The organism is Komagataeibacter sp. NFXK3 (genome assembly GCF_054182245.1).
The window spans coordinates 178170-192165 of sequence record NZ_JAPIVJ010000002.1; the positions used below are offsets into that span (position 1 = coordinate 178170).

Here is a 13996-nt window from a genome sequence, read left to right on the forward strand (position 1 = left end):
ATGGAGAGACGAAAAGGAAATCAGGGCTTTAGTGAATGGTCGGCCGGGGCTGCCCGTCGGCTGGCATGACAGGCATGTCGGCCTGCGCATCGCTGATCCGCCCCGACAGGGCGGCGGCCAGGCGCTGCGTGTCGAGCGCGCCCTCCCACCGGGCCAGCACGATGGTCGCCACCGCGTTGCCGATGATGTTGGTCAGCGAACGGCATTCGGACATGAAGCGGTCAATGCCCAGGATCAGCCCCATGCCCGCCACCGGCACGTCGGGCACCACCGCCAGCGTGGCTGCGAGGGTGACAAACCCGGCCCCCGTAACGCCCGCCGCCCCCTTGGAGCTGATCATGGCCACGAGCAGCAGGCTGAGCTGCTGGCCCAGCCCCAGGTGCACGTCGGTCGCCTGGGCAATGAACAGCGCCGAGAGCGACATGTAGATGTTGGTGCCATCAAGGTTGAAGGAATAGCCCATCGGCACCACAAGCCCGACCACGGAGGGGGCGCAGCCTGCGTTTTCCAGCCGGGTCATGAGGGTGGGCAGGGCGGATTCAGACGAACTCGTGCCCAGCACGATCAGCAGTTCCTCGCGCAGGTAGCGCAGCAGCGGCAGGATGCGAAACCCGTTCCACCGCGCCACGGCCCCCAGAATGACCAGCACGAACACGGCCGACGTGGCATAGAACGTGGCCACCAGAAAGAAAAGATGCAGCACCGCGCCAATGCCAAAGCGCCCGATGGTGAATGCCATCGCACCCAGCGCGCCGATGGGGGCGGCATACATGACCAGTCGCACTACGCCAAACACGAGCTGCGTCAACTGCTTGAGCAGGGTCAGGATGGCCTGGCCCCTGCTGCCCATGCGGGACAGGCTGATGCTGAACAGGATGGCAACGAGCAGCACCTGCAGGATATCGCCCGACACAAAGGCGCTGACCACCGTATCGGGGATGATGTTGAGCAGGAAATCGCTGAACGAATGCGCCTGCGCCCTTGCCGTGTAGGCCGCCACCGCGTGCGCATCGAGCGTTGCGGGGTTTGCGTGGATATGCGCGCCCGGCTGCACCACGTTGGCCACGATCATGCCCACCACCAGCGCAAGCGACGAGAAGGCGAGGAAATAGACCATCGCCTTGCCCGCAAGTCGGCCCGCCTGCCCAAGGTCGGACAGGCCCGCAACCCCGGTGACCACGGTGAGGAAGATCACCGGCGGGATCACCATCTTGACCAGGCGGATGAAGCCATCGCCCAGCGGCTTGAGGGTAACCGCCGCATGCGGGCAGAAATGCCCCAGCGCAATGCCCGCCACCACCGCGATGATCACCTGCGCGTACAGGCTGGTGAACAGGGATCTGCCGCGCGCGGGCTGGCCCTGCGGGCAGGTCGGCGTTGGCTTGGGCATGGCAGGCGGGTCCTTGGGGTCGGTTCTATGTGCCGTAAGCGGGCGGTAATGCGGCATGCCGGGGGCACGCTAGTGGGTTTTGGCGCGGCGCGAACCTGAAAATCAGGTGAGATGTCGATCGTTGCGGTTTGTGCATATCATCGGTTGCCAGATATTCCAAAAAAACATGATGACTTTACATCAGGCACATGACAGGGCACGGTCATGGTTTGTTCTTCATTGTGGGAAGTCCGTGCATCATGGCTGATCTGTCCGCGTCGCCCGTTATCTGGATCGGTCTGCTGTGCGCCGTCATATCGTGCCTCATGTCGTTTATCGTGCTGCGCAGGCTGTCTTTCATGGGCACCGGGCAGGACGCGGAACTGCTCGGGCGGCTATGCGTGATGATGGAGCGCGAGACCGCCGCCCGCATGGCCGAGAACGAAGCCCAGCGCGGCCGCATGGCCGAGATCGAGCGTGCGCTCTCCAACCGCCTCGACCAGCGCCACCAGGAACTGACCGAGACCTTCAACCGCATTGCCCGCATGATGGGTCGCGACCTGTCCGAGATGCGGGTGACCCAGTCCGAATCCCTGCGCGAGATGGCGGAAGAGGGCAGGCGCAACAGCGACGCGCTGCGTGCCGCCGTCAATGAGCGGCTGCATGAGGCGGTGGAAAAACAGATGCAGACCTCCTTCCAGCGCGTGCTCGAGCAGATCGGCGCGATGCAGAAGGCGATGGGCGAGGTCTCGGCCATGACCGCGCAGGTGGGCGACCTCAAACGGCTGTTCTCCAACGTCAAGACCCGTGGCGGCTGGGGCGAGGCGCAGTTGCGCACCATCCTTGACGACGTGCTGCCCGCAGGCAGCTACGACACGAACCGCCGCCTGCGCGATGACAGCCGCGAGGTGGTTGAGTTTGCCGTGCGCATGCCGGTGCGCGCCACGGTGCCGCCGGTGCTGGCCATTGATTCCAAATTCCCCACCGAGGCGTATGAACGCCTGTTGCAGGCCGTGGAGGACTGCAACCCCGATGCCGAGCGCGCCGCCCGCCGCGCGCTCGAGACCACGCTGCGCATCGAGGCCCGCAAGATCGCCACCAAATACATCGTGCCGCCCGTTACGGTGGAATTCGCGGTGCTCTACCTGCCTACCGACGGGCTGTATGCCGAGGTGGCGCGCATTCCCGGCCTGCTTGATGAAATCGGGCGCACCTACCGCGTGATCGTGATGGGGCCGGGGCTGATGCCCGCCATGCTGCGCACCATTCACCTTGGCTATGTCACGCTCGCGCTTGAACGCCGCACCGATGACATCGCCCGCCTGCTGGGCGCAACACGGCAGGAAATGCTGCGCATGGATGGCGTGCTGGAAAAACTGGCCCGCAATGCCTCCGCCATGTCCTCCTCCATTGACGAGGCCCGCCGCCGCACCGGGCTTGTCAGCCGCAGGCTGCGCGAGCTTGATGTGGATACGCAGGATGCGGCCACGCCCGATTTACCTCAAACGCCCTCCGGCCCGGATACGCAGGGCGACATGACGGCGCGATGGGGGCATGAGGGTGCCGCCCCTCGCTGAAAATGATTTTAATTGGCCGTATTTTGCTGCGCGCGGCATAAGGGAGGGGTGATGAATGTTCCGTCTGAAAACCTGCCGCCCGACCCCATGCCCACCGTGCCCCGGCCCGAGGCCACGCCGCGCGTGCTGCTGGTGGAGGATGATGGCAAGATTGCGCAGGAAGTGATCGAGGAACTGGAAAGCCGGCACTTCGTGGTGCAGCACGAGTTTTCAGGCGCGGCGGGGCTGTCCATGGGGCTGAACGCGCATTTCGATGTGATGATTGTTGACCGCATGCTGCCCGAGCTCGATGGCCTGACGCTGATCGAGACCCTGCGCGAGCGGCAGGTGCATGTGCCGGTGCTGGTGCTCTCGGCCCTTTCGGCGGTGGATGACCGGGTGAGCGGGCTCAAGGCGGGTGGCGATGACTACCTGACCAAGCCATTCGCCATGGAGGAACTCGCCGCCCGCCTCGAGGCCCTGCTGCGCCGCCCCGATACCTCGCGCCACACCATGCTGCGCGCGGGCCCGCTGGAGATGGACCTCATCACCCGCACCGTGCGGCGCGATGGCGTGCTGATCGACCTGCTGCCGCGTGAGTTCCGGCTGCTCGAATACCTCATGCGCCGCCCCAACCAGGTGCTCACGCGCAACATGCTGCTCGAGGATGTGTGGAATTACCGCTTCATTCCCCAGACCAACCTCGTGGACGTGCATATCGGCAAGCTGCGCCGCAAGATTGATGAAACGGGCCGCCCGCCCCTGATCCAGAGCATCCGCGGCGCGGGGTTCATGCTGCGTGTTTCGTAACGAGCTGTTCCGCACCGCCACCTTCCGCCTTACGCTGGCGGTCGTGGCGGCGATGATCGGCTCGGCGGCGTTGCAGTTCTTTTTTGGCTACAGCCAGGCCAACGTGTTCGAGGCCAAGCGCTCCGACCTGCTTTTGCTGCGCGAGGCGGGAATCCTGCAGCGTGAAACGCCTGCAGCCCTCGAGCAGCAGGTGCGCGACCGCGCCACCGATGACCTGCGCATCATCATGAACGCCACCACCCTGTTCGATGCCGGGCAGCATTATATCGTGGGCGACCTGCATAGCTGGCCCACGGGGCTCGTGGCTGACGGGCGCGTGCATGTCGTAGCCCCCGAGGCCACGGGGGGCAGTTCGGCCACCGTGCTGCGCATGGTGGCCGTGGGCGTGCCCGGCGGGCGCTACCTTGTGCTGGGGCGCAGCCGGCAGATGCGCACCGAGTTGCGGCTGATGATGCGGCATTCCATGCTGGTCTCGATCGTGCCAACCGTGCTGTTCGCGCTCATTACCGGCATCATCCTCAGCCACCGCGCGCTCTCGCGCGTCAAGGTCATGCATGAGGCGATCGACCGCATCATGGAGGGCGACCTGCACGAGCGCCTGCCCGCAGGAAGGCAGAATGACGACCTCCAGCGCCTTGCGGGCAGCGTCAACCGCATGCTCGACCGCCTTGAGCAGTTGCTTGATGAAATACGCGACGTGGGCAACGACATTGCCCACGACCTGCGCACGCCGCTTGCGCGCGTGCGCGCCCGCCTTGACCGCGCGCTCAATGCCGGGCACTCGGCGGAGGCGCTGCGCAATGTCATTTCCCGCACCATTGATGACCTCGACCAGTCCTTCGCCATCATTACCGCGCTGCTGCGCATAGGCGAGATCGAGAACGGGCGCAGGCGGGCCGGATTCGGCACGGTGGACCTCGATGCGCTGGTGGCCGATATCGTCGATCTGTATGAACCCATAGCCGAAACCAAGGGTATCATCCTGGCCTGTGCCGCCCGTGAGGCGCCGATCAAGGTGCAGGGCGACCGTGACCTCCTGATCGAGGTGCTGGCCAACCTGGTGGACAACGCCATCAAATTCACCCCCGCCGGCGGCCGGGTTGAAATTCATACCGCCATGGATGGGGAGTGCGCCCTGCTGCAGGTGAGCGATACGGGCATTGGCATCCCGGCAGCCGAGCGCAAGGCGGTGACCGGGCGCTTCTACCGCTCGGACAAGAGCCGCCACATTCCCGGATCAGGGCTGGGGCTGAGCCTGGTTTCCGCCATTGTGGCGCTGCACCACGCGCAGCTCGACATCATGCCCACGCGTGTGCACGAGCGGATGCCCGGTGTCACCATGACCATAATTTTTCCGCCTTTTTGTGTGGTGCAGGCCGGAAACTAAATTGAAATTTCATTTGCCACCTGACGCACCCCCATTAACACCGAATGGACAGACGGGGAGACGAGAGATGCAAGAACACCACCTGTCCCGGCCCGGAGCGCCCTGTGCGTGCTTCATGGCGCCGGGCCTGCCGACAGGGCAGGGGGCAACAGGCCGCGCATGAACGGTATTGTCGTTACCGCGCTCAAGCGGCCCTATACTTTTGTTGTCCTGTCCATTCTCATCGTCGTGTTCGGTGTCCGTGGCCTGCTCCGCACGCCAACCGATGTCTTCCCCAGCATCAACATCCCCGTGGTTGCGATCTGCTGGACCTATACCGGCCTCATGCCCGAGGACATGTCCGGCCGCGTGGTCTATTATTACGAGCGCGCGCTGACCGCCACGGTTAACAATATCGAACATATCGAGAGCCAGTCCTATTACGGGCGCGGCATCGTCAAGGTGTTCTTCCAGCCCGGCACCGACACCGCCGTGGCGCAGACGCAGATCACCGCCGTCTCCCAGACCGTCATCAAGCAGATGCCCGCGGGCATGACGCCGCCCCTGGTGCTGACCTACAACGCCTCGTCCGTGCCGGTGCTGACGTTGCAGGTCTCATCGGATTCCATGACCGCGTCGCAGATCTACGACATGTCCTCCAACCTGATCCGGCCCGCACTGGTCTCGGTTGCGGGGGCGGCCATTCCCAACCCCTATGGTGGCCAGCCGGGCAACATCATGGTCGATCTCGACCAGAGCAAGCTGCTCGCCCACGGGCTTTCGGCCACCGATATCGGCAACGCGCTGAGCAAGCAGAACATCGTGCTGCCAGCAGGCGACCAGCAGATCGGCGCGTTTGACTGGATGGTGCAGACCAACGCCTCGCCCGAGGAGATCGACAGTTTCAACAACATGCCCATCAAGCAGGAAGGGAATTCCGTCGTCTACCTGCGTGATGTGGCATGGGTGCACGCAGGTGGGCCGCCACAGACCAACATGGTGCTGGTCAAGGGCCACCAGGCGGTGCTGATCGTGATCATGAAAAGCGGCGATGCCTCGACGCTTTCGGTGGTGAGCGGGATCAAGGCGCTGCTGCCCTCCATCGTGCGTACGCTGCCGCCCGGGGTTGACATTACCGTGCTGGGCGATGCCTCGACCTTCGTGAAGGAGGCGGTGCGCGACGTGGTGCAGGAAATGGGCACCGCAGCATTGCTGACCAGCCTTGTGGTGCTGCTGTTCCTCGGTTCGTGGCGATCGACCGTCATCATCGCCACCTCCATCCCGCTGGCCATGCTGTGCTCGGTCGTGGGGCTGGGGGCCGCGGGCCAGACCATCAACGTCATGACGCTTGGCGGCCTGGCGCTTGCCGTGGGCATTCTGGTCGATGATGCGACGGTGATGATCGAGAACATCGACGCGCATCTGGAAATGGAGAAGGATCTAGAGACGGCCATCATCGACGCCGCCAACCAGATCGTCATTCCCACCTTCGTCTCGACATTGTGCATCTGTATCGTGTGGATGCCGCTGTTCCAGCTCACAGGCGTTGCGGGCTGGCTGTTCATGCCCATGGCGGAAGCCATCATTTTCGCCATGATCGCGTCGTTCATCCTGTCGCGCACGCTGGTGCCGACCATGGCCAAATACATGCTCGCAGCGCAGGTCGCAGCCCATGCCAAGGCCAAGGCGGAGGGCGGCCACCATGAGCCGACCAACATCTTCGGTCGCTTCCAGCAGGGGTTCGAGCGCCGGTTCGTCACCTTCCGCAACCGCTACAAGGCGCTGCTCGAGCACCTGCTGTTTATTCGCGGGCGCTTCGTGCCTATCTTTGGGCTTGCGGCGTTCGCCTCGCTGGGCCTGCTGCTGTTTGCCGGGCAGGACTTCTTCCCCGAGATCAATTCCAACGCGCTGGCCATTCACATGCGCGCGCCCATGGGCACCAAGATCGCGGAAGCCGGCAAGATCGCCATGCTGGTCAATGGCGAGATCGAGCGCCTGCTGCCCGGCCAGGTCGAGGGCATTGTCAATAACTGCGGCCTGCCGTTCAGCCCGCTCAACCAGGCCTTCATTCCCACGCCCACCGTCGGCGCGCAGGACTGCGACCTGACCGTGACGCTGAAGGACGAGGAAGCGCCGGTGGCCAAGTTCCGTGGCATCCTGCGCAAGGGGCTGGCCGAGAAATTCCCCGGCACCGACATCACCTTCATGCCTGCCGACCTCACAGCCAAGATCCTGAATTTCGGGCTGCCCGCGCCGCTCGACGTGCAGGTATCGGGGCGCAACCTGTATGACAATTTCGATTTTGCCGAGAAGCTGGCCGAGAAGCTGCGCCATGTCACCGGCATTGCCGACGTGTCGGTGCAGGAGCCGCTCAACACGCCCACTCTGCGCGTTAACGCGCGCCGCACCTACGCGCTGGGCACCGGCCTGACGGAAGCGGACGTGGCCAACAACGCGCTTGCCGTGCTGTCGGGCAGCGGACAGGTGGCGCCGACCTACTGGCTCGACCCCAAGACCGGGGTCTCGCACCTGGTCGATATCCAGACGCCGTTGCAGTTCCTGCAGACCATGAACGACCTCGAGACCATCCCCATCGACAAGGGCGACGGCAACCCGTCCGACAAGGCGCCGCAGATCCTTGGTGGCCTGAGCCAGATCGTGCAGACTGGCACGCCGGGCGAGGTGTCGCACTACAACATCATGCCCGTGTTCAACATCTATGCCTCGAACGAGGGGCTGGACCTTGGCGCGGTCTCGCGTGAGGTCCAGCGCGTGGTGGACGAGACCCGCAAGGAATTGCCGCAGGGCTCCAGCCTGACCATCTATGGCCAGGCCTCGACCATGAACGGGGCCTATACCCAGCTGATCGGCGGCCTCGCGATGTCGATCCTGCTGGTGTATCTGATCATCGTCGTCAACTTCCAGTCGTGGCTTGACCCGTTCATCATCATCACGGCCCTGCCGGGCGCGCTTGGCGGCATTGCCTGGGCGCTGTTCCTCACGCACACGGCGCTGTCGGTTCCGGCGCTGACGGGAGCCATCATGTGCATGGGCACGGCCACGGCCAACTCCATCCTTGTGGTCTCGTTTGCGCGTGAGCGGATGGACCTGCATGGCGATGCGGTGAAGGCTGCGATCGAGGCGGGTTATGAGCGTATCCGCCCGGTGCTGATGACGGCTTCGGCCATGATCATCGGCATGCTGCCCATGTCGCTGAGCAATTCACAGAATGCGCCGCTCGGGCGCGCGGTGATGGGCGGGCTGCTGGTGGCCACCTGCGCCACGCTTTTGTTCGTGCCGTGCGTGTTTGCGCTGATCCATTCCAGAAAGTCCAAGAAAGCCGCCGCTGGCGAAGGAGAGCACGCATGACCGCCTCAGGGGAAAACCAGACGCCGCGCATGTCCAGGCGTGGTCGGCTGTACGTGACCCTTGGCGGGGTTGTGGTGGCTGCCATCGTTGCCGGGGGCATTCTCGAGCGGCGCATCCATGTCTCCAACCTTAAGGAGGCGGCGCAGGATGCCGCCATCCCGCGCGTGCAGGTCATCACGGCTGAAAAAGGCCCCACCACCCGCACGCTCGACCTGCCGGGCAACATCTCGGCATGGTACCAGGCGCCGATCTATGCGCAGGTCTCGGGCTATGTGCAGATGTGGTACAAGGATATCGGCGCCAAGGTGAAGGCGGGCGAGATCCTGGCCACCATCGACACGCCGGGCCTTGATGCGCAGTACGCGGCCTCAAAGGCCAATTTTGACGTGGCGATGGCGCGCTACCGCCTGGCACAGATCACGGCCAGGCGCTGGCGCGCGCTGCAGGGCACGCAGGCCGTCTCGCAGCAGGAAGTCGACGTGCAGGCCGCCGATGCCGAGGCCCGCCAGGCCGAGGTCGAGGCCGCCCGCCACGAGGTCTCGCGCTATGCGGCGCTGATCGGCTTCAAGCAGCTTGTCGCCCCGTTTGATGGCGTGGTCACCACCCGCCTCGCCGATGTGGGCGACTACGTGAACGCGGGCGGTGGCGATGTCTCCTCACGCGGCACGGCCACCGAGCTGTTCAGCGTGGCCGATGTGCACCGCATGCGCGTGTTCGTGTCCGTGCCGCAGGATTATGCCGATATCATCAGCCCCAAGCTCGAGGGTGACGTGTCGGTGCCGCAATATCCGGGCCGGGTGTTCAAGGCCAAGTTCCTTGCTACCGCCAAGGCGTTCAACGCGGGCACCCGCACCGTGACCACGGAACTGGTGGTCGATAACGACAAGCGCGAGCTGTGGCCGGATTCTTACGCCAATGTACACTTTGTCGCACCCGGCGACCCCGATATCCTGATAGTGCCTGAAGGCGCGCTCGTATTTCGCGCGCAGGGCATGCAGGTGGCGATGGTGGACAAGGATGACCGCATTCGCCTGCGTAACGTAACGGTGGGGACGAACCTGGGTACCAAAGTGCAGATCCTGGCAGGCATCGGCCCGCAGGACCGGATCGTGAACAACCCTTCCGCAGGGCTGCTGGAAGGCCAGAAGGTCTATCTGGTCGGGTCGACGCCCGGCTATAACGATGCTGGCGCCTCGGCTTCGCCTGCCGTGGGCAAGGGAGATGACGTGCGCGCCATGCCAGCCGGAGATGACAGCGCAGGTGACGCGGGAGTGCGCCAATGAATGCGGCGCCGTGCAGCCGGTCACGCCCTATCCTGCCCCGTCGCATGTTTTCGCGTCGTATGATTTCCCTGGCCGGGTGCGCCGCCCTTGCGGGCAGCCTGGCCGGGTGCGTGGACCTGGCGCCCAAATACCGCCACCAGCATTACCTGCTGCCCGATAACTGGAAGGGCGACAGCCTGATGCAGTACGGCACGCCGCAGGATGGCGCCCCGCGCGGCGACTGGTGGACCGTCTTCAACGACTCGACTCTCGATGACCTCGAGGACCGCGCCAGCCGCATGAACCCCAACCTGCAGGCCGATGCGGAAACCTTCACCCAGGCGCGTGACATCGCCGCCGAGGCGCAGTCCAATCTCTATCCGCAGATATCGGGCAGCACCGGGGCCTCGAACAATCAGGCGTCGTCGCACAGGTTGTGGCGTGGCGCGGGTTCGACGGGGCCGATCTACATGTCATCCGAGCAGTACAGCGCCACGGCGCGGTGGGAGCCGGATTTCTGGTCGGCCATCCGTAACCGCAGGCGGGTGCAGCAGCGCATGGCGCAGGCGGCGGCGGCCGATTTCGCCACCGCGCGGCTGAGCATCCAGTCCGAGCTGGCCAATGACTACATGCAGCTGCGCGGCATGGACGCGCAGCACGCCGTCTATCTCGACTCGATCCGCTACTACCAGACCGCCGTGCAGATCACGAAGATGCGGCAGGCGGGCGCGATTGCGGCGGGCATCGACGTGGCCCGCGCGCAGACCCAGCTTGCCTCGACCCAGGCGGCGGATACCGACCTGCAGGCCCATCGCGCGGTGATGGAGCATGCCATCGCCATCCTGTGCAATGTGGCGCCGTCCAGCTTCCATATCGCGCCACGCGGGCAGATCAGCTTCCCCAAGGTCAAGACTCCGGTCGGCCTGCCCTCGACCCTGCTGGAGCGGCGGCCCGATATCGCCAGCGCCGAGCGGCACATGGCGGCGGCCAACCGGGCCATTGGCATTTCACGCGCGGCGTTTTACCCGCATGTGACCTTCAGCGCGATGGCCGGTTTCATGGATAACGGCTTCACGCTCGATAAGATCGCCAACGGCATGTACAATTATGCCGCCCAGGCGGTGCTGCCGCTGTTCCAGGGTGGCCTGCGCCGGGCGGAGCTGCAACGCAACTGGTCGCAGTACCGCCAGTCGGAGGACCAGTACCGCGCCACCGTGCTCGATGCCTTCAAGGACGTGGAAGACGGGCTGAGCATGACGCATGACCTCAACATCGAGGCAGGCCAGCAGGCCGAGGCCGTTCAGGCCTCCATGCGCACGCAGAACATGACCATGCAGCTCTATACCGGCGGCCTGACCAACTACCTCGACGTGGTGGTGGCGCAGGTGGCGGCCCTTCAGGCCCGCATTGCCGAGGTGCAGGTCGAGACCCGCTACATGCAGGCGCAGGTGGAACTCATCCGCTCGCTCGGTGGCGGCTGGAGCACGGCCGAACTGCCCAACAACAAGCAGATCCGCCCGTTTGACGTGATGCAGTACAACCATCTGCGCATGCCCAAGGCGGTCAGCGGCGTGAATGTTGATAATGGCCCCGAGTCCCTTGACCTGTCCGGCAGCGGATTCCATGACAAAGACTTGACAGGCACCCCAAAACAGCGGTAGGTGCGCGCCTCTTATCGGAACGCGGGAGGTCGCCCGCCCTGCCCATGCGGGCAGGCGGGTGGCCACCAGAACCGCGGTCCGGGTGAAACAGTCAGGAGCCCCGGATATGGCCAAAAAAATCGTTGGCTACATCAAGCTGCAAATTCCCGCCGGCAAGGCGAATCCGTCACCGCCGGTTGGTCCGGCACTCGGCCAGCGCGGCCTGAACATCATGCAGTTCTGCAAGGAGTTCAACGCCAAGACGCAGGGCCTCGAGCCCGGCATGCCGATCCCGGTCGTCATTACCGCCTATGCCGACCGTACGTTCAGCTTCATTACCAAGACCCCGCCGAACACCTACTTCCTGATGAAGGCTGCCAAGATCTCCAAGGGCAGCTCGACCGTAGGCAAGGCCGCGAGCGTTGGTAAGGTGACCATTGCGCAGCTGCGCGAGATTGCCGAGACGAAGCAGAAAGACATGAACGCCAACGACATCGACGGCGCCGTGCGCATGCTGGCAGGTTCTGCCCGCTCCATGGGCCTCGACGTGGTGGAGGGCTGATACCAATGGCAAAGAACAAGCGTCTGACCGCAGCCCGCGCCGCAGTCGATTCCAGCAAGCAGTATGGCCTCGATGAGGCGATCAGCCTGATCAAGAACAACGCCAAGGCGAAGTTCGACGAGACGGTCGAGATCTCCATGAACCTCGGCATTGACCCGCGCCATGCCGACCAGATGGTCCGTGGCCTGCTGTCCCTGCCCAACGGCACGGGCAAGACCCTGCGCGTTGGCGTGTTCGCCCGTGGCCCCAAGGCCGAGGAAGCGAAGGCCGCCGGTGCCGACGTGGTTGGCGCCGAGGACCTGGCCGAGAAGGTGCAGGCTGGCGAGATCAACTTCGACCGCTGCATTGCTACGCCGGACATGATGGCGCTCGTGGGCCGTCTGGGCAAGATCCTCGGCCCGCGTGGCCTGATGCCCAACCCCAAGCTGGGCACCGTGACCATGGACGTGAAGGGCGCGGTCTCCGCAGCCAAGTCCGGCCAGGTTGAATACCGCGCTGAAAAGGCCGGTATCGTGCATGCAGGCGTTGGCAAGGCTTCGTTTGACGAATCCAAGCTGGCCGAGAACATCCGCGCATTCGTGGATGCCGTGCAGAAGGCCCGCCCCACGGGTGCCAAGGGCACGTACGTGAAGAAGATCGCCCTGTCCTCCACCATGGGGCCGGGTGTTACGGTTGACGTCGCCGCCTTCACGGCGGGCTGATCAGCCAAGGAATGACCCTTTCCCGTTAAGGGGGAGGGGACAGGGGCTGGCGGCCTTGCCGCCGGTTTCCGAACCTGTCCATGACCGGATGTGGCGCAAGCCTTGATGGCCCCGAAAGGGCCGCAGCCGGAAGACGGGGATTGCCGGATCGGGGCGAAAGCCCACACTGGTTGTTCCGTTAAAAGGACAGGCGAACCGGGATGTTGCCGGCTTGTCGGCGCATCCCCAGGGTAAACCCTACCTGCTGGCCCTGGCTGGCAGGTGATGATGGAGACGGGATTTGGACCGTACGGAGAAGCGGGAGTTTGTTGCCTCCCTCGCAGCCGTGTTCGCTGAAACGTCCATGGTCATTGTCACCCGTAATGACGGGCTGAGCGTGGCTGATGTGACGGACCTTCGGCGTCGCGTGCGTGCGGCTGGAGCTACACACAAGGTCGCGAAGAACCGGCTGGCCTCTCTCGCCCTGGCAGGGACCCAGTTCGAAGGCATCAAGCCGCTGCTGAAGGGGCCGACCGCGTTGTCGTGGGCGGATGAACCGGTAGCCGTGGCGAAGGTGCTCGTCGAGTTCGCCAAAACCAATGACAAGCTTGTTCTGCTCGGCGGATCGCTTGGTGCCCAGACGCTCAACGTCGAAAGCATCAAGGCTCTGGCCGAACTGCCGTCGCTTGACGTTCTGCGCGCGCAGCTGGTGGGGCTCATCTCCACCCCCGCTACGCGGATCGCAGGCGTGCTGCAGGCACCGGCCGGACAGCTTGCACGGGTTTTTGGTGCCTATGCCAAGACGGGCGAAGCCGCCTGAGACCCCATGGCCCGGCCCGCCGGGCTATCAACAAAACGGCATTTTCCCTAAAAACGGGATTGTGTCGTGCCAACCAGTGTATAAATTAGGAAGACCAATACCATGGCCGATCTGAACAAGATTGTTGAAGACCTTTCCGCCCTGACCGTTCTGGAAGCGGCTGAGCTGTCCAAGCTGCTCGAAGAGAAGTGGGGCGTTTCCGCCGCTGCTCCGGCTGCTGTTGCCGTTGCCGCTCCGGGCGCTGGCGCTGCTCCGGCAGAAGAGAAGACCGAGTTCGACGTGGTCCTGACCAAGGCCGGCGACAAGAAGATCAACGTGATTAAGGAAATCCGTGCGATCACCGGTCTGGGCCTGAAGGAAGCCAAGGACCTGGTCGAGGGCGCGCCCAAGACCATCAAGGAAGGCGCCAGCAAGGATGAAGCCGAGAAGATCAAGAAGACCCTTGAAGACAACGGCGCTTCGGTCGAAATCAAATAAGTTGGCCAATCCGGATGCGTCGTTTATGACGCACTCAGGCTGATTGTTCAGGTGAGGGTGGAAACCGTCTGGTTTCCGCCCCCTT

Annotated in this window: 11 protein-coding genes; 10 read left to right on the forward strand and 1 reads right to left on the reverse strand. The window is 64.2% G+C overall.

Annotated features, from left to right (window positions below; genetic code table 11):
• Window positions 1-28 precede the first annotated feature (28 nt).
• Window positions 29-1390, reverse strand: coding sequence for a C4-dicarboxylate transporter DctA (gene dctA / locus OQZ28_RS02995; protein WP_130730328.1), 1362 nt, complete (start codon window positions 1388-1390; stop codon window positions 29-31).
• A 239-nt stretch (window positions 1391-1629) separates the two neighbouring features.
• On the opposite strand from dctA, the gene OQZ28_RS03000 reads away from it, so the two are divergent.
• From OQZ28_RS03000 to rplL, 10 genes are all read left to right on the forward strand, one after another.
• Entirely contained in the window at window positions 1630-2946 is a 1317-nt protein-coding gene (locus OQZ28_RS03000) for a DNA recombination protein RmuC (RefSeq protein ID WP_458135115.1), read from the forward strand.
• A gap of 51 nt (window positions 2947-2997) precedes the next feature.
• Window positions 2998-3735, forward strand: coding sequence for a response regulator transcription factor (locus OQZ28_RS03005; RefSeq protein WP_130730326.1), 738 nt, complete (start codon window positions 2998-3000; stop codon window positions 3733-3735).
• A complete protein-coding gene (locus tag OQZ28_RS03010; RefSeq protein WP_130730325.1) occupies window positions 3725-5122 on the forward strand; it encodes a sensor histidine kinase in 1398 nt (465 codons plus the stop codon). The genes OQZ28_RS03005 and OQZ28_RS03010 overlap by 11 nt, the downstream gene beginning before the upstream one ends.
• Before the next feature lie 159 nt (window positions 5123-5281).
• A complete protein-coding gene (locus OQZ28_RS03015; RefSeq protein WP_458135116.1) occupies window positions 5282-8470 on the forward strand; it encodes an efflux RND transporter permease subunit in 3189 nt (1062 codons plus the stop codon).
• Window positions 8467-9753, forward strand: a complete 1287-nt coding sequence (locus tag OQZ28_RS03020; protein WP_130730324.1) for an efflux RND transporter periplasmic adaptor subunit — start codon at window positions 8467-8469, stop codon at window positions 9751-9753. Before OQZ28_RS03015 ends, OQZ28_RS03020 begins: the two co-directional genes overlap by 4 nt.
• Window positions 9750-11393: an efflux transporter outer membrane subunit gene (locus OQZ28_RS03025; protein ID WP_458135117.1), complete on the forward strand. Its 1644-nt coding sequence runs from the start codon at window positions 9750-9752 to the stop codon at window positions 11391-11393. The genes OQZ28_RS03020 and OQZ28_RS03025 overlap by 4 nt, the downstream gene beginning before the upstream one ends.
• 106 nt (window positions 11394-11499) lie before the next feature.
• Entirely contained in the window at window positions 11500-11934 is a 435-nt protein-coding gene (gene rplK / locus OQZ28_RS03030; protein ID WP_010513094.1) for a 50S ribosomal protein L11, read from the forward strand.
• A 5-nt stretch (window positions 11935-11939) separates the two neighbouring features.
• Complete coding sequence (gene rplA / locus OQZ28_RS03035) at window positions 11940-12635, forward strand: 50S ribosomal protein L1 (protein ID WP_458135118.1); 696 nt, start codon at window positions 11940-11942, stop codon at window positions 12633-12635.
• A gap of 280 nt (window positions 12636-12915) precedes the next feature.
• Entirely contained in the window at window positions 12916-13434 is a 519-nt protein-coding gene (gene rplJ, locus OQZ28_RS03040) for a 50S ribosomal protein L10 (protein WP_078524564.1), read from the forward strand.
• 102 nt (window positions 13435-13536) lie between these two features.
• The gene (gene rplL, locus OQZ28_RS03045) at window positions 13537-13911 is read left to right on the forward strand and encodes a 50S ribosomal protein L7/L12 (RefSeq protein WP_078524563.1); all 375 of its coding nucleotides are present in this window, start codon (window positions 13537-13539) and stop codon (window positions 13909-13911) included.
• Window positions 13912-13996 lie beyond the last annotated feature (85 nt).